Origin of the sequence: Streptomyces sp. NPDC089424 (genome assembly GCF_044749345.1) — a bacterium.
Classification (GTDB): Bacteria; Actinomycetota; Actinomycetes; order Streptomycetales; family Streptomycetaceae; genus Streptomyces.
The window spans coordinates 1,119,254-1,138,471 of the sequence record NZ_JBIVHU010000002.1 but is presented as its reverse complement, the minus strand read 5'-3'; the positions used below and the strand labels follow the sequence as shown (position 1 = coordinate 1,138,471).

20 protein-coding genes are annotated in these 19,218 nt (G+C 72.2%); 7 read left to right on the top strand and 13 right to left on the bottom strand.

What is annotated here, in order from left to right; genetic code table 11:
- Positions 1-68 precede the first annotated feature (68 nt).
- Genes ACIP2X_RS12735 through dhaK form a run of 3 tightly spaced genes read right to left on the bottom strand, consistent with a single transcriptional unit; the run spans position 69 to position 2,103 of the window.
- Positions 69-479, bottom strand: coding sequence for a PTS-dependent dihydroxyacetone kinase phosphotransferase subunit DhaM (locus ACIP2X_RS12735; RefSeq protein ID WP_401671218.1), 411 nt, complete (start codon positions 477-479; stop codon positions 69-71).
- A complete protein-coding gene (dhaL, locus tag ACIP2X_RS12730) occupies positions 472-1,071 on the bottom strand; it encodes a dihydroxyacetone kinase subunit DhaL (protein WP_401671216.1) in 600 nt (199 codons plus the stop codon). The genes ACIP2X_RS12735 and dhaL overlap by 8 nt, the downstream gene beginning before the upstream one ends.
- A 39-nt stretch (positions 1,072-1,110) precedes the next feature.
- A complete protein-coding gene (gene dhaK / locus ACIP2X_RS12725; RefSeq protein WP_401671213.1) occupies positions 1,111-2,103 on the bottom strand; it encodes a dihydroxyacetone kinase subunit DhaK in 993 nt (330 codons plus the stop codon).
- A gap of 252 nt (positions 2,104-2,355) precedes the next feature.
- Between dhaK and ACIP2X_RS12720 the strand changes: the two genes are divergently transcribed.
- The gene (locus ACIP2X_RS12720; RefSeq protein ID WP_401671211.1) at positions 2,356-3,516 is read left to right on the top strand and encodes a PP2C family protein-serine/threonine phosphatase; all 1,161 of its coding nucleotides are present in this window, start codon (positions 2,356-2,358) and stop codon (positions 3,514-3,516) included.
- A gap of 37 nt (positions 3,517-3,553) precedes the next feature.
- Here the strand turns inward: ACIP2X_RS12720 and ACIP2X_RS12715 are convergent, their stop codons facing one another.
- Positions 3,554-4,150 carry a TetR/AcrR family transcriptional regulator gene (locus ACIP2X_RS12715; protein ID WP_401671208.1) on the bottom strand — a complete coding sequence of 199 codons (597 nt, stop codon included), beginning with the start codon at positions 4,148-4,150 and terminating at the stop codon, positions 3,554-3,556.
- A 54-nt stretch (positions 4,151-4,204) separates the two neighbouring features.
- Here ACIP2X_RS12715 and ACIP2X_RS12710 point away from each other — a divergent pair, with 54 nt between their 5' ends.
- Positions 4,205-5,092: an SDR family oxidoreductase gene (locus ACIP2X_RS12710; protein WP_401671206.1), complete on the top strand. Its 888-nt coding sequence runs from the start codon at positions 4,205-4,207 to the stop codon at positions 5,090-5,092.
- Positions 5,093-5,134: 42 nt separating this feature from the next.
- Here the strand turns inward: ACIP2X_RS12710 and ACIP2X_RS12705 are convergent, their stop codons facing one another.
- From ACIP2X_RS12705 to modA, 3 genes are read right to left on the bottom strand one after another with little or no spacing between them, the layout of a single operon-like run.
- Positions 5,135-6,223, bottom strand: a complete 1,089-nt coding sequence (locus ACIP2X_RS12705; RefSeq protein ID WP_401671203.1) for an ABC transporter ATP-binding protein — start codon at positions 6,221-6,223, stop codon at positions 5,135-5,137.
- Positions 6,220-7,080, bottom strand: coding sequence for a molybdate ABC transporter permease subunit (modB, locus tag ACIP2X_RS12700; protein WP_401671200.1), 861 nt, complete (start codon positions 7,078-7,080; stop codon positions 6,220-6,222). The genes ACIP2X_RS12705 and modB overlap by 4 nt, the downstream gene beginning before the upstream one ends.
- On the bottom strand, positions 7,077-7,916 hold the full coding sequence (gene modA / locus ACIP2X_RS12695) for a molybdate ABC transporter substrate-binding protein (RefSeq protein WP_401671197.1): 840 nt from the start codon (positions 7,914-7,916) through the stop codon (positions 7,077-7,079). The genes modB and modA overlap by 4 nt, the downstream gene beginning before the upstream one ends.
- 317 nt (positions 7,917-8,233) lie before the next feature.
- On the opposite strand from modA, the gene ACIP2X_RS12690 reads away from it, so the two are divergent.
- The 4 genes from ACIP2X_RS12690 (at position 8,234) to ACIP2X_RS12675 (ending at position 14,001) form a co-directional block, all read left to right on the top strand.
- A complete protein-coding gene (locus ACIP2X_RS12690) occupies positions 8,234-8,716 on the top strand; it encodes a molybdopterin-dependent oxidoreductase (RefSeq protein WP_401671194.1) in 483 nt (160 codons plus the stop codon).
- 40 nt (positions 8,717-8,756) lie between these two features.
- Positions 8,757-9,986: a methyltransferase domain-containing protein gene (locus ACIP2X_RS12685; protein ID WP_401671192.1), complete on the top strand. Its 1,230-nt coding sequence runs from the start codon at positions 8,757-8,759 to the stop codon at positions 9,984-9,986.
- A gap of 89 nt (positions 9,987-10,075) precedes the next feature.
- Positions 10,076-11,002, top strand: a complete 927-nt coding sequence (locus ACIP2X_RS12680; protein WP_401671190.1) for a LysR family transcriptional regulator — start codon at positions 10,076-10,078, stop codon at positions 11,000-11,002.
- A 269-nt stretch (positions 11,003-11,271) separates the two neighbouring features.
- Positions 11,272-14,001, top strand: a complete 2,730-nt coding sequence (locus tag ACIP2X_RS12675; protein WP_401671187.1) for a glycosyl hydrolase family 95 catalytic domain-containing protein — start codon at positions 11,272-11,274, stop codon at positions 13,999-14,001.
- On the opposite strand, the gene ACIP2X_RS12670 is transcribed toward ACIP2X_RS12675, so the two are convergent.
- The 5 genes from ACIP2X_RS12670 to ACIP2X_RS12650 all read right to left on the bottom strand — a co-directional run bounded on the left by ACIP2X_RS12670 (position 13,939) and on the right by ACIP2X_RS12650 (position 17,731).
- The gene (locus tag ACIP2X_RS12670) at positions 13,939-14,670 is read right to left on the bottom strand and encodes a hypothetical protein (RefSeq protein ID WP_401671185.1); all 732 of its coding nucleotides are present in this window, start codon (positions 14,668-14,670) and stop codon (positions 13,939-13,941) included. The two genes, ACIP2X_RS12675 and ACIP2X_RS12670, sit on opposite strands and share 63 nt — an antisense overlap.
- 32 nt (positions 14,671-14,702) lie before the next feature.
- Positions 14,703-16,298 (bottom strand): polyamine aminopropyltransferase, encoded by a 1,596-nt coding sequence (locus tag ACIP2X_RS12665; RefSeq protein ID WP_401671182.1) that lies wholly within the window; start codon positions 16,296-16,298, stop codon positions 14,703-14,705.
- 10 nt (positions 16,299-16,308) lie between these two features.
- On the bottom strand, positions 16,309-16,746 hold the full coding sequence (locus ACIP2X_RS12660) for a DUF350 domain-containing protein (protein WP_401671179.1): 438 nt from the start codon (positions 16,744-16,746) through the stop codon (positions 16,309-16,311).
- An 80-nt stretch (positions 16,747-16,826) separates the two neighbouring features.
- Complete coding sequence (locus ACIP2X_RS12655) at positions 16,827-17,240, bottom strand: DUF4247 domain-containing protein (RefSeq protein ID WP_401671176.1); 414 nt, start codon at positions 17,238-17,240, stop codon at positions 16,827-16,829.
- A complete protein-coding gene (locus ACIP2X_RS12650) occupies positions 17,237-17,731 on the bottom strand; it encodes a DUF2617 family protein (RefSeq protein WP_401671174.1) in 495 nt (164 codons plus the stop codon). Before ACIP2X_RS12650 ends, ACIP2X_RS12655 begins: the two co-directional genes overlap by 4 nt.
- A gap of 272 nt (positions 17,732-18,003) precedes the next feature.
- Here ACIP2X_RS12650 and ACIP2X_RS12645 point away from each other — a divergent pair, with 272 nt between their 5' ends.
- Positions 18,004-18,477: an SRPBCC domain-containing protein gene (locus ACIP2X_RS12645; protein ID WP_401671171.1), complete on the top strand. Its 474-nt coding sequence runs from the start codon at positions 18,004-18,006 to the stop codon at positions 18,475-18,477.
- Positions 18,478-18,504: 27 nt separating this feature from the next.
- On the opposite strand, the gene ACIP2X_RS12640 is transcribed toward ACIP2X_RS12645, so the two are convergent.
- Positions 18,505-19,092 carry a hypothetical protein gene (locus tag ACIP2X_RS12640; RefSeq protein WP_401671168.1) on the bottom strand — a complete coding sequence of 196 codons (588 nt, stop codon included), beginning with the start codon at positions 19,090-19,092 and terminating at the stop codon, positions 18,505-18,507.
- Positions 19,093-19,218: the final 126 nt, after the last annotated feature.

Sequence of the window (19,218 nt, the reverse complement as noted above, 5' to 3'; positions counted from 1 at the left end):
GCCCGGCACGGCGGCCGGGACACGAACGGGACGTCCCGGCCGCCCTACCGACAGGGCACCCGGCGGGTTCACACCTTCCGGTAGCTGTATGCCTCGGAGGCCGCCGCCGCCACCGCGTCCAGGTCCGCCCCCGTGCTCGCCGTGACGACCGCCGCGACCGCGCCCTCGACGAACGGGCAGTCCACCAGACGCGTCCCGGCGGGGAGTTCGTCGCCCTCGGCGAGCAGCGCCTTCACGGTCAGCACGGCACTGCCGAGGTCGGTGAGGACGGCCACCCCGGCCCCACGGTCCACGGCGGCGGCCGCCGCCGCGATCAGCTCCGCGCTGGTGCCCAGCCCGCCACCCTCGGTGCCGCCCGCCGGGGCGACGGGCACCGCCGTGCCGCCGCCCGCGAGCCCCTGCGCCAGCTCGGCCACCGAGGCGGCCACCTCGGCGCTGTGCGACACCAGCACGATCCCGACCAGCTTCCCGTCACTCACCGGCCGCCTCCGCGAGCCCCGCGATCAGCAGCGCCGACGACGTGGCGCCCGGGTCCTGGTGGCCGATGCTGCGCTCGCCCAGATAACTGGCCCGGCCCTTGCGGGCCTGCAACGGGGTCGTCGCCAGCGCGCCCTGCTCGGCGGCGCCGCGCGCGGCACCGAAGGAGTCGGCGAGCGCGTCCACGCCCGGCACCAGCGCGTCGATCATCGTCTTGTCACCGGGCGCCGCCCCGCCGAGCGTCATCACCGCGTCCACACCCTCCCGCAGGGCGCCGGCGAGCGTCGCCCGGTCGACCTCGGCGGCGTCGCCCAGCGCCTTGCCCGTGCGGCGCAGCAGCGTGCCGTACAGCGGCCCCGAGGCCCCGCCGACCGTCGAGATCAACTGCCGTCCCGCCAGGATCAGGACGGCGCCCGGCGTGGCCGGTGCCTCCTTCTCCAGCGCCGCCGCCACGGCGGTGAACCCGCGCTGCAGATTGCTGCCGTGGTCGGCGTCCCCGATGGGGGAGTCGAGCGCCGTGAGGCGCTCCGCCTCGCGGTCCACGGACGCGGCGGTCGCCGTCATCCAACGGCGGAAGAAGTCGGCGTCGAGCACTGGGTCTCCTTGCGTGGTAGGTGCCTTGATCGTCCCGTCTCACATGCCCCAGCGCAGCCCCGGCGTGCTGACCGGCGCGTCCCACAGACGCAGCAGCTCCTCGTCGACCTGGCACAGGGTGACCGAGGCGCCCGCCATGTCGAGGGAGGTCACGTAGTTGCCGACGAGGGTGCGGGCGACGGCCACACCGCGGTCGGCGAGCACCCGCTGCACCTCGGCGTTGAAGCCGTAGAGCTCCAGCAGCGGCGTCGCCCCCATGCCGTTGACCAGGACCAGCACCGGATTGCGGGGGTCGAGGTCCTCCAGCACGGCGTGCACCGCGAAGTCGGCGATCTCGCGCGAGGTCATCATCGCCCGCCGCTCCCGGCCCGGCTCGCCGTGGATGCCGATGCCCAACTCCAGCTCGCCCGGCGGCAGATCGAAGGTGGGGGAGCCCTTGGCGGGCGTGGTGACGGCGCTCAGCGCCACGCCGAAGCTGCGCGCGCTCTCGTTGACCTGCCGCGCGACCGCCTCGACCCGCTCCAGCGGCTGTCCCTCGTCGGCGGCGGCGCCGGCGATCTTCTCGACGAACAGGGTGGCGCCGGTGCCCCGCCGGCCGGCGGTGTAGAGGCTGTCGGTGACCGCCACGTCGTCGTTGACCAGCACCTTGGCGACCTGGATGCCCTCGTCCTCGGCGAGCTCGGCGGCCATGTCGAAGTTGAGCACGTCACCGGTGTAGTTCTTGACGACGAACAGCACCCCGGCCCCGCTGTCCACGGCGGCCGCCGCCCGCACCATCTGGTCGGGCACGGGTGACGTGAAGACCTCGCCCGGACAGGCGGCCGACAGCATGCCGGGCCCCACGAATCCACCGTGCAGCGGCTCGTGCCCCGAGCCGCCGCCGGAGACGAGCCCGACCTTCCCCTGGACGGGTGCGTCCCGCCGCACGATCACCCGGTTCTCGACATCGACGGTCAATTCCGGATGGGCCGCCGCCATACCCCGCAGCGCGTCCGCGACGACGGTCTCCGGGACGTTGATGAGCATCTTCATGGGTACCTCCTGGGCTGGTGGGCAGGCGGGCCGGTGACCTGCATTTCTGCTGGTCCGTGCGGGTGTCGGCGAGGTGGTAAGGGCTTCGGTGACGGCCTGTCACGTCGGTCGGGCGGGCGCGCGGCCCCGGCTGGGACGCCGCCTCTCGCAGTATCGACCTTGTGCCGGTGAAGGTCACGCGCGAGAACGTCATGGGCGCGCCCCGGTGGGCCGCGGTCTCCCCTACGCGGGGGTAGGTGGAAGGCTTGGGGCATGGCCCGACGACCATGGCTGGACTGGCGCGGTTCCTGGCGGCCGGGTTACGCACCCGCGCTGGTCGTCATCCCGCTCGGGCTGATCGTCACGGTCTGTGTCGTGGACGTGCTGGCTCCGCCCCACATCCACCTCGGTCCCCTGCTGGTGGCGGCCCCCGCCATCACGGTGGCGTTCGCCGGCGCCCGCGTAACGGCCCTGATGGGCGCGCTCGCGGTGGCGGCCCAGGTGCTGATCGGCGTCCTCAGAGGGGTCCTGACCACTGCCAACATCCAGGCCCAGATCGCCGCGCTGATCGTCGTCTCGAGCGTCTGTGTCGCCGTCTGCGTCCTGCGGGACCGGCGCGAGCGACAGCTGCACCGTGTGCGGTCGGTGGCCGAGGCGGCGCAGAGCGTGCTGCTGCGGCCGCTGCCCGCGCGCGCCGGGCCGCTGCGGATCGCGGGCCTGTACATCCCCGCCGAGGAGGAGGCCGAGCTGGGCGGAGACCTGTACGCGGCCGCACGCACCGCCCACCACAGCACTCGGCTCCTCATCGGCGACGTGCGCGGCAACGGACTGGCCGCGATCAACAACGCCGCCCTGCTGCTGGGCGCGTTCCGCGCCGCCGCGCACCGTCAGGCCCCGCTGCCGCGCCTCGCCGTCCATCTGGACGGCGCCTTCCGCTGGGACAGCAGCCAGTGGCGTGCGGGGGCCACGGAGGACACCGACGAGGACTTCGCCACCGCGCTGCTGCTCGACATCCCCGACGAGGAACCGGTCGTCCACCTCATCGCCTGCGGCCACCCCCCGCCGCTCCGGCTCCGTGGCGACCGGCTCACCGCCCTCACCAGCGAGGAGAGCAATCTTCCGATCGGGCTCGGTGGGGCCTTCGGGGTCACCACCTACGCCGTGCAGACCTTCCCCTTCGAGGTCGGAGACCTGCTCCTCCTCCACACCGACGGCGTCATCGAGGCGCGCAACGCCGACGGCGTCTTCTACCCGTTCACCGAACGGCTACGGGAGTGGACCACCGAGGACCCCGACGAACTGCTGCGCCATCTCCAGAGCGACCTGCTGGCCCACGTCCACGGCCACCTCGACGACGACGCGGCCGTGGTCGCGATCCGCCGCCTGGGGGCCGCCGGGCAGGACCTGGCGCCGGCCCGCGGACGGGTCGGCTGACGGCCACGGAGCCCTCTGCGGCCGGGAGGGCCGCCTGTCACCGCAGTTGGCCGAATGCCTGGTCGGCGTCGGCGACGGCTTCGGGGTGGACGTCGCGGGCGGTTCGACCGTCGGCGATCTTCTGCCAGTTGGTCCGGGCGAGCACCCGTTGGACCGCGAGTACCTGGGCGGCTCGCAGACGGGCCTGGAGGCCCTCGCCGAGGGCGTCCGCCAGTGCCTCCTCGTCCTCGAGCTGGTACCGCGTGAGCCGTCCCGCCAGGCTCGGTGTGGTGAACACCAGCCGGTGGAACGCCACCACCTCGGGATGGTCGTTGAGGCCGGTCACGGGGTCGTACCCATCGAGGCCGGCCCGGAAGTGCCGGTGCAGCGCCGTCACCGGCTCGATGCCGGGCCCGCGGTCGCGCACGACGCGCGCCGCCTCGCCCTGGTGGTCCGCGAACCGGTGCAGCACCAGGTCTTCCTTGGTGGGGAAGTACCGGAAGAGGGTCGGCTTGGAGATCTCGGCCGCCGCGGCGACGTCGTTGACCGAGACGCGGTCGAAACCGTGCTCCAGGAACAGCGAGACGGCCGCGTCGCTGATGGCGTCGCGCGTCCGCTCCTTCTTGCGGGCCCGCAGTCCCGTCGGCTCGCTCATCTGACCACAGTAACATTCTTAACCGAGTTGCTTTTTTAACCGAGTAACGTTTTCATGGGTGGCGTGAACAAGACAGACATTCCTCCCGTGCTCGTCACCGGGGCGACCGGCCGGATAGGCCGCCTCGTCACCGACCGACTCCTCGACGCCGGCGTGCCGGTCCGTGCCCTCACCCATCGCGCCGAGGCGGTGGCGACGCTGCCGACGAAGGCCGAGGTCTTCACCGGCGACCTCACCGTGCCCGAGTCGCTCGACCCGGCACTCCAGGGCGTCGGTGCGGTCTTCCTCGTCTGGACCGCCCCGCCGCGTACCGCCGCGGCCGTCGTCGAGCGGCTGGCGGCCCACGTGCGGCACGTCGTCCTCCTCTCCTCCCCGCACCGGACGCCGCACCCGTTCTTCCAGCAGCCCAACCCCATGGCGGCGCTGCATGCCGACATCGAGCGGCTCATCGCGGCCACCGGACTCACGTCGACGATCATCCGGCCCGGGATGCTCGCGTCGAACGCTCTGGCCTGGTGGGCGCCCGCGATCCGGGCCGGCGAGGTCGTCCGGTGGCCCTACGGCGCTGCCGAGACGGCACCGGTCGACGACCGCGACGTCGCCGCCGTCGTGGCGCGGACGCTCGGTCAGGACGCACATGCCGGAGGCGACTACGTGCTGACGGGCCCCGAGTCGCTGACCCAGGCCGCGCAGGTGGGCGTCATCGGTGACGCCCTGGGGAACCGGATCGTATTCGAGGAGATGACGCCGGACGAGTTCCGGAGCCTGGCGGAGGGCACGGCGCCCCGGTCGGTCGTCGACATGCTGCTCGCCGCGTGGAGCGCGGCGGTCGGACAGCCCGCGTACCTCACCACCGCGGTGGCCGACGTCCTCGGGACGGCGCCGCGAACGTTCCACCAGTGGGCCGCCGACCACGCCGCCGCGTTCACCAAGGGGTCGTAACGCGCAGCCTGTGGTCCGAGTGCGTTGCCTCGGGGCGCCGGTTCAGACCGGATAGGCGTGGGTCTGCGTCGCCTTTACCGTCGCCCAGACCTCCGCGCCGGGCCGCAGGTCGAGTTCGGCGGCGGCGACCGCGGTCAGGTCGGCGGCGAGCGGGAGTTCGCCGCCGAGGACGGCGCGGATCTGGTCGCCGTGGGTCTCCATGCCACCGACCTCGCAGCGCCAGAGGTTGCGGGCGCTGGAGCCGGTCGGGCGGTCGCGGAAGAGGGTGACCGCGCTGGGAGGGAAGGCGACGTAGACCGGTCCGGTCAGGGCCTCCGTGGTGGTCACGGGCGGGCCCGCGTCCAGACGGACGGTGTGGCCGTCGGCCTCGCCCCGGTAGAGGTTCAGGCCGACCAGCTGGGCGATGTAGTCCGTACGGGGATGCCGGGCGATGTCGGCCGGGCCGCCCTCCTGGACGATCCGGCCCTCCTCGACGACGACCAGACGGTCCGCCAGCACCATCGCGTCCAGCGGATCGTGCGTGACCAGCACCGCGACGGCCTCGAACTCGGCCAGATGACGTCTCAGTTGGGCGCGGACCTCCAGGCGGGTACGGGCGTCGAGCGCCGCCAGCGGCTCGTCGAGGAGCAGCAGGCGTGGGCGGGTGGCCAGCGCGCGGGCCAGCGCGACGCGCTGGGCCTGGCCGCCGGAGAGTCTGCGCGGTTTGGCGCCGACGTGCTCCGCGAGGCCCAGACGGTCGAGCCACTCGGCGGCCCGCGCGCGTGCCTCCGCCTTGGTGGCGCCCTGGCAGCGGGGGCCGAAGGCCACGTTGTCCAGTGCGGTGAGGTGGGGGAAGAGGAGGTAGTCCTGGAAGACGACGCCGACGGGCCGGGACTCGGGCGGCGTGCGCTCCAACGCCTCCCCGTCCAGGCGCAGATGGCCGCCGCTGAGCGGCGTCAGCCCGGCGAGCGCGCGCAGGGCCGTGGTCTTTCCGGCGCCGTTCGGGCCGAGCAGGGCGACCACCTCGCCGGGCGCGACGCTCAGCGCCACGTCGAGGCGGAACGTACCGCGCTCGACGACGAGGCGGGCATCGAGCCCGTCCTCGGAGACTTGGGTGCGGACCTCGTGAACGGCGTCGTGGATCCCGGTCATCCCGCTGCCACCCATCGGTCGCGCAGCGCGGCCAGCACCGTGATGGACACGGCCAGCAGGACCAGACTGAGGGCGATGGCGGCCTCCGGGTCGCTCTGCAGGGCCAGGTACACGGCCAGCGGCATGGTCTGGGTCCGTCCGGGGAAGTTGCCGGCGAACGTGATGGTCGCGCCGAACTCGCCGAGCGCGCGCGCCCAGGCCAGGACCGCGCCTGCCGCGATGCCCGGAGCGATCAGGGGCAGCGTGACGCGGCGGAAGGCGGTGAAGCGGGAGGCACCCAGCGTGGCGGCCGCCTCCTCGTAGCGCGGATCGGCGGCGCGCAGGGTGCCCTCGACGCTGATGACGAGGAACGGCATGGCCACGAAGGCCTCCGCGACCACGACCCCCGTCGTGGTGAACGGCAACGTGATCCCGAACCACGCGTCCAGCCACCGGCCGACGACGCCGTTGCGGCCGAGCGCCATCAGCAGCGCCACACCGCCGACCACCGGCGGCAGGACGAGAGGGAGCGTGACGAGCGCCCGCACCAGACCCCGGCCGGGGAACTCGACGCGGGCCAGCAGCCAGGCCAGCGGCACGCCGAGGACCAGGCTCACCGCGGTGGCCGCGGTGGCGCAGACCAGGGACAGCTGCAACGCCTGCCAGACCTCGGCGCTGGTCAGCAGCTCGGGCAGGCTGTGCCACGGCGTCCGGACCAGCAGGGCGATCAGCGGCACGACCAGGAAGGCCAGCCCGATCAGCGCGGGCACCAGGAGGGGCAGCGGCACGCCGCGACCTTCACCCGTCCGGACCCGCCGAGGCCGCGGCCCGCCCCGCGGGGTGCCGGTCGCGGCCTCGGTCTTGTCGGTCGGGGTCACGGCTCGAGGAACCCGGCCTCGGTCAGGACCTGCCGTCCCTCCGGGGACTGCACGAGCGCGATGAACGCCTTCGCGGCGGCGGCGTTGGGGGCGTCCTTGAGCAGGGCGATGGGGTAGTCGTTGACGGCGTCGGCGGACTCGGGGAATTCCACGCCCTCCACCTTGTCACCGGCCGCCTTCACATCGGTCTTGTAGACGACCGCCGCGTCCGCCTCCTTCAGCACCACCTTGTTCAGGGCGGACTTGACGTCCTCCTCGTAGGAGACCGGCGTCAGCTTCAGCTTGCTCGCGTCGAGCGCCTTCTGCGCGGCGGCACCGCACGGCACCGCCTCGTCGCACAGCACGACCTTCAGGTCAGGGTTCGTGAGGTCCTTGAGGGAGCCGACCTTGTCGGGGTTGCCGGGGAGGGTCGCGATCTCCAGCTGGTTGCGCACGAAGGTCGCGGGGGTTCCGGCGGCGTCCCCGGCATCCGTGACGATCTTCATGGTCTTGGGGCTGGCGGAGGCGAACACGTCCGCAGGGGCTCCGCCGGTGATGCTCGCGGCCAGGGAGTCGCTGCCGCCGAAGCTGAAGGTGACCTTCGTGCCGGGGTGCTGCTGCTCGAACTGCTCGCCCAGCTTCTCGAAGCTCTCCTTCAGCGAGGCCGCGGCGAAGACGGTCACCGTGCCGGAGACCTGCTCCGAAGAGGAGGACGAGGCGGATGCCGACGCGGAGGAGCCCGATCCGGTCGAAGAGGAGTCGTCGGAGGACGAGCAGGCGCTCAGGGCCAGCAGCGCGGCGGCGCCTGCGCCGGCCCACTGCAGCGTCCGGCGGTTCCGGCGCGCGGTACGGGTCATCACGGGTCCACTCCCTCTGGTCCTCACGGACACGATCACCTGTGGTCCTGACGGACCGCCTACGGTCTTGCGACGACCACGTGGGCCGACGTGATCCCTTCCCCCCGTCGACCAGGCGCCGCACCGTGTCGGTGTCGGCACCGACACGCGGCGGCCTCCCCGATCCGGCAGGTGTGCATGCGCTGATCATACTGCCGCAGATGCGAGGGGAAAGCCTACTGTGGCTTCGCATGAGCCGTCATAGTGATCGTCGGAGGTGGCATGTGCGTTTGTACGGCACGTGGGTCCGGGTACGGTCCTCAGGGAGGTGGTAGCCAGTGACTCAGGCCTGCACAGCCGCCGGTACGGCGGTAGGCGCGGCGGCGGAAGTCGTCCTCACCGGCGATCTGACGCGTCCGGCCCGCTTGACCGTGCCCGACCTGCTCACCTGGCCGCAGCACGAGGCCGAGGTCAGCTTCGAGTGCGCCACCAGCGGGATCCAGCACCACCGCTTCACCGGCCCCCTGCTGCACGACGTGCTCGCCGACTTCGGCCCCGGATTCGACCCCGCCCGCCGCAAGGACCGCCTGCGCTTCCTGATCGCGGTCTCCGGTTCGGACGGCCATCACGCCCTGCTGTCCTGGGCGGAGATCGACCCCGACTTCGGCCGTGCCCCCGTCCTGCTCGCGGCCACGGTCGACGGCACCGCGCTCGACGGCGCCGGTCCTCAGCTCGTCCTGCCGCAGGACCGCTGCGGTGCCCGGCACATCAGCGGGATCAACGCCATACGCGTCGACGGCGGTTACACCTCGTGGGCGTGAGACCGGGCTGCCCCCGCCCGGCAACGGGAGGGAACGTCGCGTGAGTTGGGTGGAGCCGGCCGGCGTCCTGGTCGTCCAGCACCTCGCGCCCGAGGGCCCGTCCGCGATCGGTGCCGCACTGGAGGCCGCCGGACTGACCGTGCGGATGTGCAGGACCTGGGCGGGCGATCCGGTGCCGGAGTCGCCGTCGGGACTGGCCGCGCTGGTGCTGTGGGACGGGCCTGGGGCGGCGTACGACGACTCCTCGGCCTTCCCGGCCCGTGCGGCGGAGCTGTCGCTGCTGCGTGCCGCGCTCGCGGCCGAGGTCCCGGTGCTCGGGGTATGCCTGGGTGCGCATCTGCTGGCCCTGGCGGCAGGCGGCACCGTCCGCCCCGGCCCGGCCCGAAGGGGCAGGGGCGAGGTACGGACGACCGCCGCCGCGTGTGCCGACCCGCTGTTCGCCGCACTCCGCCCGCCCTTGCGCATGCCGCACCGGCATGCCGACCTCGTGGATCTGCCGGCCCGGGTCACTGTCCTCGCCTCGTGCGACCGCTACCCGGTCCAGGCGTTCCGGGTCGACGGTTCGGCCTGGGGGCTGCAGTTCCACCCGGAGTCGGACAAGGCCGCCGGCGACGCCTTCGTGGCAGCCCTCCCGCGCAGCGACGACTTGGTCGCACGCTTCGCCACGCTGGTGGCGTCCCGGGCGGCCACGACCGCGACCCGCGCCTTCTTCACCTCCAGGGCCGACACCTGGGAGGAGCGCTTCGCGGCCGACGGGCCCCGGTACGCGGCCGCCGTCGCCCGTATGGAACTGCGCCCGGGGCAGCGGGTCCTGGACGTGGGCTGCGGCAGCGGCCGTGCCCTGCCCGCGCTCCGGGCCCAGGTCGGGCAGGAGGGTGTCGTCCTCGGCGCCGACCTCACTCCCGCGATGCTCACGGCCGCCGCCAGGGCTGGGCGCACCGGCCTGCTGCTCGCCGACGCCTGCCGACTCCCGCTGCGGGCGGGGTCGTTGGACGGCGTGTTCAGCGCGGGCCTGGTCGATCACGTCCCCGACCCTGGGGCGGCCTTGCGTGAATGGGCCAGAGTGACGGCCCCTGGCGGAGTCCTGCTGCTCTACCATCCCTCCAGCCGGGCCGAGCGCGCCGCCCGTCACGGCCGCCCTCCGGACCCCGACGACCTGCTGGCCGAGGAGAACCTGCGCCCGGCCCTGCACGCGGAGGGGTGGGACCTGGAGAGCTACGAGGACCGCGCCCCCGACTTCCTGGCCAGGTCGCTGCGGCGCGCGGGCTGACCCGCGTCGAGGTCCCGCTCCCGCCTCCGCCCGAGGGCGGGCCGTCCGGACGCGGCCGTCCGACCCACCGCAGCCCTGGGAGATCACGTATGCAACTGCGCCAGCTGGAATACCTGGTCGCCCTCGCCCGCGAGCGCCACTTCGTCCGCGCGGCGGCCGCCTGTTACGTCTCCCAGCCCTCGCTGTCCGCGGCGATCCGCCGACTCGAACACGAGCTGAACGTTCCGATCGTCCGGCGCGGCCGACGCTACGAAGGCCTCACCCCGGAAGGCGAGGTGGTCCTGGCCTGGGCGCACCGCATCCTCGCCGAACAGGACGCACTGCGCCAGGAGTTGTCGGCGCTGCGCGACGGACTGACCGGCACGCTCCGCCTCGGCGTCGTCCCCACGGCACTGCCCGCCGCATCCCTGCTGACCACCCCGTTCTGCGAGCGCCACCCCGGCGCCCGGGTCAGCATGGAGTCGCTGTCCTCCGCCGACATCGCCCACGGCCTGGCCGAGTTCGAGCTGGACGCGGCGATGACGTACCTCGACGACGACGCGCTGCGCCGACTGCCGCTGTACGAGGAGCGGTACGTGCTGCTGACCCCCCTCGACGGCCCGCTCGGCGGTGTCCGGTCGGCCACCTGGTCGCAGGCCGCCGCTCTCCCGCTGTGCCTGCTCAACTCCCGTATGCGCAACCGCCGCATCATCGACGAGTGCTTCGCCGCCGACGGGGCCACCGCCGCCCCCGCGATCGAGTCGGACACCGTCGCCGGCCTGTACGCGCATCTGCCCGCCGGCCGCTGGTCCAGCGTGATCTCGCACGCGTGGCTGCACATGTTCGGCGTACCCGACGGGCTGCGGGTCGTCCCCCTGGAGGGGCCCGCGCACGGACCGAGGGTGGGGCTGGTGACCGGCCCTGACGACCCTCCCTCCGTGCTGGCCGGCGCGCTCCTGGCGGTGGCGCGGGAGGCGGGCGTACGGGAGGCGCTGGACGCCTTGCTGCGGACCTACCTCGATGCCGACGACCACTGATGCCCGTCGACGGTCACGGAGGCCACCGCCCGCCGCGCCCGGACGCGGTCGGCGCCCGCGAGTCGGTCAAAGTCTGCGCCGAGGGTTGACCGTCGCATACATCCGATGTTCACTGCCCGTGACGCGTTCATGACGTCGTCGAGCAGATCCGTACGCCGTGTCTGAGGGAACAATCATCGGATCAATCACGCTCCACGTCACGCGGTCGCACTCCAGCCCAGCATTCCGGAACCGGTCGGTACCACCAGGACCCGCAGGGAGGACATTCGATGGGACCGCGCAGACTGGTGCGGGCCGCGCTCGCGGCCGTCTCCATCATCGCCGTGACGGCGGTCGGCTTGTCGGCGCCCGCCGCGGCGGCGCCGACGGACGCCGCGTTCGACTCCGCCCCCGGCGCTCTGAACGTGGACCGTGCCGCGTACCTGTCCAAGCACGACCTCGTCTACAACCGGCCCACCACGAACCCCCTGCACGGGCTGACCGTGGGCAACGGCCGTACGGGCGCCATGGCCTGGCAGAGCAACGGGCTGACGATGCAGGTCTCCGGCGTCGACACCTCGCAGCAGACGGCATTCGGCGCGGGACTGCTCAACCTGTCCACGACCCCGGCCCTGGAGAGCGGCTACAGCACCTTCCAGCAGCGCCTGTCGCTCCACGACGGCACCCTGACCACCAAGTACGACGCCAATCGCACGGTGACGGTGATGGGCGTACCGAACTCCGAGGTCATGGGCGTGCACGTCGAGGACACGCGCCCCGGGGTCTCCGCCGTCAATCTCGACCTGGGCCTGTGGGACACCAGCCAGCTCGGCAACAGCGGTGACGTGCCCGACCTGGGCACCTGGAAGACGGTCTCGACGTACGCGGACGCCACCGGCGCCGGACTGAGCCGCGGGCAGGCCGACCCGCAGAACTTCGGCTACACCCTGGCGGCCACGGTGGAGGGAACGCCGTACACCGCGCGGGTCGTCGACGGCCGCACGGTCCGGCTGTCGATCACCCCGTCCTCCAGCTACACCATCTGGTTCACCGCGAGCAGCCGGCTCAACGCGCCCTCCCACGACTCGGTGGCCGAGGCGAAGCGCGCCCTGGCCTCGGCCAAGAGCCGTGGCTACAGCACGCAGCTCAACGCCTTCAAGTCCTGGTGGCACGACTTCTGGGGCAAGTCGTTCGTGCAGTACTCCGGACTGTCCGGGGACGCGGACTACCTGGAGAACATCTACTACCTGAGCACGTACATGATCGCCGCCGGGGGCTACGGGACCAATCCGTTCCACTTCATCAACGGCGTCTTCCGGGCCACACGGGACGAGACGAAGTGGAGCAACGCCTACTGGTTCTGGAACCAGCGGGACGTCTACAACTCGTTCCTGGCCTCGAACCACGTCGACCTGCTGGCCGGCTTCAACCGCCTCTACAGCCGTAACTCAGCGGCCCTGAAGGCCTATACGCGGACCCGCTACGACGTCGACGGGCTGTGGGTGCCGGAGACCATGGGCTGGGACGGCAACGCCCGCGGCACGGTCAACAGCGACTTCACCAACAACATCTGGTCGACGGGGACCGAGGCCGCGTACAACATGTACCTCCAGTACGCGTACACCAACGACTCCGCCTACCTGAGGAACACCGCGTACCCCTTCATGCGGGACGTGGTGAAGTTCTACGCCGCGAAGCTGTCCTACGACTCGGCGTCCGGAAAGTACTTCGTGGCGAGTTCGCACGCGCACGAGACGTACTGGAACGTGCCGAACGCGATCACCGACCTCGCGGCGGTACGCACCCTGTTCCCCCTCGCGATCAGCGCGTCCCAGTCCCTCGGCCTGGACGCCGATCTGCGGCCGCAGTGGCAGCGGATCGTGGACAACCTGATCGCCTATCCCTCCACCGCGGACGTCTATCTGCCCCACACCCCACCGCTCGCCCAGACCCGCAACGGCGAGAACGTGGCGTCCGAGATCATCTGGCCCTACGACCGCACCGGCATCGGCTACCCGGACCAGCAGAAGGCCGTCAACACCTTCAACGCACGCCCGTTCCCCTACGGCAACGTCTGGGCCAACGACGCCGTGCAGGCCGCCCGGCTGGGACTGGGGGACCAGGCGTACCAAGGCATGAAGACGATGCTCCGCAAGTACCAGAGCTATCCCAACGGCATGACGGACAACACCAACGGCGTCTTCGAATATCTCGGCGTCCACCTCGCCGCCCTCAACGAGTCGCTGCTGCAGTCCTACAACGACAAGATCCGGGTCTTCCCCGCGGCGCCGAGCGACGCGTCGTTCGTCGGACGGTTCACCCTGCTGGCCAAGGGCGGCTTCACCGTCAGCTCGGAGCGCGAGGCCGGCGAGGTGAAGTACATCGGCCTCAAGAGCCTGTACGGCAAGAGCACACGGGTCGTGAACCCGTGGGGGAGCCAGGAACTCCGGGTCCGGGACGTCACCCGCGGCACGACCGTGCTGACGACGAGCGCCACGGAGTTCGACCTGCCCACGACGGCCGGGAACGTCTACGTCGTGGAGCGCACGGCCAAGCCGCTTTCCTCCTACGGCCAGGTCAGGCTCACGGGCTCCGCCAACCAGGGCGAGAAGGCACTGAGCGGCACCAGCTCCACGCTGGGCATGGCGCGGACCCCCAACCCCATGGTCAACAACACCCAGTTGACCTATGACGCCAACTGGCACCTGACGAACGGGCGGGGCTACGGCGACTACAACGACGACACCCACCACAGCACCACGCCGAACGCCGCGGCCAGTTACACCTTCACCGGGACGGGGGTCGCCTACCTCTCGGAACGCAACGGAGACATGGGACCCGTCGACGTCTATCTCGACGGCGTACTCCAAGCGACGGTGGACCTGCGGGTCTCCGGCCCGCGCCAGGTGCAGCAGACGGTCTGGCAACGCGGCGGACTGACCCGCGGAACGCACACCCTACGCATCGTCAACCGCAGCACCTCGGTGGGGATGGTGGACGCCCTGCGCATCACCCCGTAGGTCCGCGGTGTCCCGGACGCCGGTGGGCAGCGCCACCGTCGTGGTGACACGTACGACGCAGGGCCTGCGGGGGGTCGAGCCGAAACCGAAACGCACGGGGGGTTCCACCCGGGCGAGGCGGCCGAGGTCCTCGCCCTCGTAGGTGGCGGCGGCGTCGGTGATCCTGTGCAGGTCCTGCGCGCCGTACCACTCGCGCCGGCCGTCGCGGGCGCTGCCGCGGGTGCGCAGGCCCAGCAGCCGGGCGGGCGGCGCCATGACCGCGGCCCAGGCCGGACGGGCGGCGAGCGCCCCGGGCACCGCGCCCAGCAGATGCCCGAGGGGGCCGCGGCGGCCGGTGACGAAACGCAGGGTCAGCGCCGCCGCGGCCACGCTCCACTCGGCCCCGGCGACGCGCACCCGGACCGGGGCCACCTGGACGTCGTCGAAGACGTAGGTCGCGGCGACGAACCGCGCGACGTTCGGGGAGGGCGCCAGCAGGATCCGGTGCCCGTCCGGCCGTTCGATCATCACGTCGCTGAACGACCCGAAGGGGGAACCGGGCCAGTGGCCGAGGACGATCCGGGTGCCGGACGAGGTCCCGAGGCCCGCGATCCAGCCGTCGAAGCGCAGCCGGACCCGTCGTGCGGGCACCGCCCTCGGGCGGGCCGGAGCGCGACCGCCGTCGTCCATGCCTCACCTCCCGGCATGCCGAGTACCCGCGGTCAGTAGTTCTGCCACTCGTGCCGCGAGTACTCGAGCACCGCGGGATCCATCAGGGTGCTCGCCCGGACGTCCTGGGGGCGGCGGTCGACCGGGAAGACGGAGGCGGCCGCCAGCACGGCGTCGTCCAGGAACCGCAGCCGAGGGGCGTCCTCGGCCAGCTCCAGCGCGGGCGCCGGCCCCGTGGCGCCGGGGGTGGCGAGGACGAACCCCCAGTTGCCGAAGCTGGGGACGTCCACCTGGTACTCGGTGGTGCGGTACCCGGCCTTCTCGACGGTGGCGGCGATGGACCAGTACGACTTGGGGGCGAAGAACGGGGAGCCGCCCTGCACCACCACCCGGCTGTCGGGTTTCAGCGTGTGCCGGAGCAGGTGGTAGAACTCGACGCTGTAGAGCTTGGCCAGCGCCGCGGTGTCCGGGTCCGGGAAGTCGATGATCACCGCGTCGTGGCGCGGGCCCGCGTCCCGCAGCCAGTTGAAGGCGTCGGCGTGGACGACGTGGACCCGGGGGTCGCCGAACGCGTCCCCGTTGAGCTCGGACAACGGCCCGAAGGTACGGGCGAGCCGGGTCATCGCCGGGTCGAGGTCGACCAGCGTGACCTCCTCGACGTCCTCGTAGCGCAGCACCTCGCGCAGGGCGAGGCCGTCGCCGCCGCCCAGGATCAGCACCGAGGAGCGCTCGCCCGACAGCGCCGGATGCACGAGCGCCTCGTGGTAGCGGTACTCGTCCACGGACGAGAACTGGAGGTCCCCGTTGAGGAACAGCCGGGTGTCCGCACGGCCGGTGAACGCGGTGGACCGGGTGATGACGATGTCCTGGTACGGAGTCGTCTCGGCGTGGATGATCGGGTCCCGGTACAGCTGCTGGCGTGCCGTCACCTCGATGTCGTCGGCCAGTACGTAGACCGTGCCGAGCACGGCGAGCACGGCCGCCGCCCCGGCCAGGAGCGACAGGCGCACGACGCGTCTGGTCTCCCGTCGGAAGATCCACAGCACGACCACGACCCCGGCCACGGCATTGACCGCGCCCACCACCAGGGCCCCCCGGAGCTGCCCGAAGGTGGGCAGGAGCAGCAGCGGGAAGCACAGCCCGCCGACGAGCGCCCCCACGTAGTCCGCGGCGAACATGTCGGCGACCGCGCTGCCCGCCTCCTGCCGTCTGATCCGCTGGAGCAGCGTCATCAGCAGCGGGATCTCCGCCCCGATGAGCAGGCCGACGAGGAACGACACGGCGACCATGGCCGGCATGTAGATGCGCAGCCAGGCGAACGTGACGTACAGGATCAGCACGGACAGGCCGCCGACGAGCGCGAGCGCGCCCTCCAGCAGCGCGAAGGCGCCGACCGCGCGCCGCTGCATCGGCTTGGCTGCCAGGGAGCCGATCCCCATGGCGAAGACCATGACGGAGATGACCACGGAGGTCTGCGTCACGGAGTTGCCGATGAGGTAGCTGCCCAGCGCGGTCAGCGCCAGTTCGTAGACCAGACCGCAGGCGGCACAGACGAACACCGCGAGCAGGAGCAGGAAACGCGCCGCCCGCGAGTAACCCGCGGGCGGAGGTGCGACGGCCGGATCGGCGCGATCCAGGGTGGTACTCACGGTGCCGGATTCAGGAGACCGCTGCGCCGACCATGAAGGCCGTACCGATGTACATGGCCGTCTGGACCCAGGCGGCGGGATGCGCCCGCCCGTCCTGGTCGTCCAGGACGGTGTGGCCGAGGCGCCCCGGGGTCAGCAGCCCGACCACGCACGCGATCAGGGTCATCACGACGACACCGGACAGGCCGTACAGCAGGGTGCTGAACAGGCCGTGTCCGAGGCCCTGTTCGGACTCGCTGGCCCGGATGGACTGGTCGATGACGAGACCGATCGCGACCGTCTGGCCGGCGAGGAGGACGGCAGCTCCCCGGTTGCGCTCGGTCCACACCACATGGACCAGCTTGCCGGGGGTGACGAGGTCGAGGGCGATGAACCCGATCGCCATCACCACGAAACCGACCAGACCGTAGAGCAGGGCAGTGCCTGCGGACTCGAAGATCTCTGCCACGGGGTGCCTTTCGGGGACTTCGGAGGGGTGTGGTGCGGTGGCTTGTGGTGCGTGCGTGCGTGACGGCGGCCGGTGCGGCCCTACTTGCCGGAGCCGGGGCCTCCGCCGCGGAACGAGTCGCTGTCGGGATCCGGCCACACCGAGCCCAGGTGCGTCCGCCAGCGGTGGTAGCCGTTGCGGTAGTCGTCCATCTCGATCCGGCTGCCGCCCCGGTAGGGGCTGACCGCGACGATGTCGTCCCGGTAGCGCAGGAAGACCATGGAGCCGCTGGTCGTGCGGTCCTGGGCCGAGGTGTGCTTGTCTATCTCGCTCGCCACGGTGGTCGCCGGGTCGGTCCGGTCGAGGTACCCCCCGCCGCCCGCCCGGTACTCGTTGCGTATCCAGCTCGACGGAACGGCGTTGCCGCCGGATCCGCCGCCGGATCCGCCGCCGGAACAGGCGGCGAGCGCCGCGGTGGCGAGGATCAGGACGCCGAGGCGTCGGGCGGTCTTCAACGGACCTCCAGCCGGGTGTGCGTCGCCACGATCGTGCGGCTCTGCGGATACGTGTGCCAGGTACGCCAGGTCGGTCCGGTGCCGCGCCATTCGACGGTCAGCGCGGTGACCGCCTCCGGGGAGCCGGGGAAGATCCCGCACAGCGCGTGCGGGTGTGCCTCCGCACGGCCGCGGATCTCGGCCACCCGCGCGCCGAACTCGCTCTCGGGAAGGCGCAGTACGCGGGCGCCGAAGCGGTAGTTCCAGCCGTCCGCCTCGTGCTCCGCCGCCTCCGGCAGGCCCCCCTCGACGCCGGGCAGACAGGCCACGGTCTCCCGGACCGGGCCCGCGAAGACCTGGTGCGAGGCCCCGAGGAGCCTGAGCTGCACGTCGAGTCCCCCTACCGTCAGATCCCGCACCGCGAGCGCGGGGCAGGGGGGATGGCCGAGGGCGAAAGACAACTGGTCGGCGTCGGTGTCGAGATACGGCGTGGCCAGGGCTATGCCGCTCATCCGGCACGGTCCTGGCACTCGCACCACGCGCCCGCGACCGAGCGCGCACACCGCAAACTCAACGAAGATCCCCCGACTTGGACCATGCAGAATGCCGCCGAGTATGACACACGCGGAACAGGCCGCGAGGGGACGGTCGGCCGCAGGGCGTGGTGGCAGACGGACGGACATGGGTCTCGTCCAGGTCGCCGAAGGCGTCACGGGGGGCCGGGGAGGGCCATCCGACGCCGGGCCGCACTGCGGCGGCGTGTCCCGCCCAGTAGGTTGAGGCCATGTACGCGACGAGAGTCTCGGGGCGGGTCGACGCCCCGCGCGCGGAGGTGTACCGGGCGCTCGTGGACGGGCGGGCCGTCGCCCGGTGGCGGGTGCCGGACGGGATGCGCGGCCGGGTGCACGAGTTCGAGGCCCGGGAGGGCGGCCGGTTCCGGGTGTCGCTCACGTACGAGATGCCGGACGGGTCCGGCAAGACGGAGGCGCACACCGACACCTACCACGGTCACTTCGCCCGGCTCGTGCCGGACGAACAGGTGGTGGAGATCCTGGAGTTCGAGACGGCCGATCCGGCCCTGCGCGGTGTCATGACGCTGACCACCACGCTCACCGACGCCGACGGCGGCACCGACGTCCTCGTCGTGCACGAGGGGATCCCCGACGCCGTGCCGGCCGCGGACAACGAGACCGGCACGCGGATGGCGCTGGCGAAGCTCGCCGCGCTCGTTGAGTCGGGCGAGCTTCGCCCTGACTGACGGGCCCGCCGCGGCGGGCCGCCGGTCTCAGCGTGTGCCGGTCCAGTTGTGCGCCACGTCCACCACGACGCGGTCGCTCAGCACGAGCACCCGGAAGGGCAGCCGCGCCCGCAGCCCGAGGCCGATCTGGGTGTCGCCCTCGAAGCTGCCGCCGAACCGGGCGTCCCGGAAGGTGCGGTAGCCGGTGAGGTCCACGCCCGGCAGCGGGCGGCCCGCGCGGGCCGGGTACGTCGGGGCGCCGGTCTCGGGGTCGTACGAGGGTGCGGTGACCCGCACCTCGAGGATCGCGCCGCCGCCCACCGGTATGACGGTGCCCGAACCGTCCTGGTGCAGCCGGTCGACGTAGCCCACCCAGTAGCCGAGCCCGCTGGTGCCGGCGCCGGGGACGTCGACGACCATCCGGTCGTAGCACGCCTGACCGCCGGTCCTGACGTTCGTGACCGACTCGGTCGTTCCGGCGGTACGGGACTCGACCGTGCTGCCCCAGCCGGTCGGGCACGCCGTCGCCGCCGCGCGGGCCGCCGGGGCGGCCTGCGCCGGGGTGACCGCCACCGCGGACGTCGCGCCCACCAGCGCGAGCGTCACCCACACCGTCCCCTTCGTCGTCCTGTTCACAGTCCCTTTTCGCGCCATTGCATCCCCCAACGTCTGCATGTTGCCGATATCTCCTATGACACCCGGGACCCCGGGAAGGTTGCACCCGGCGATCACGCAGTGTCACGCGTCGGCGTCGCGACACGT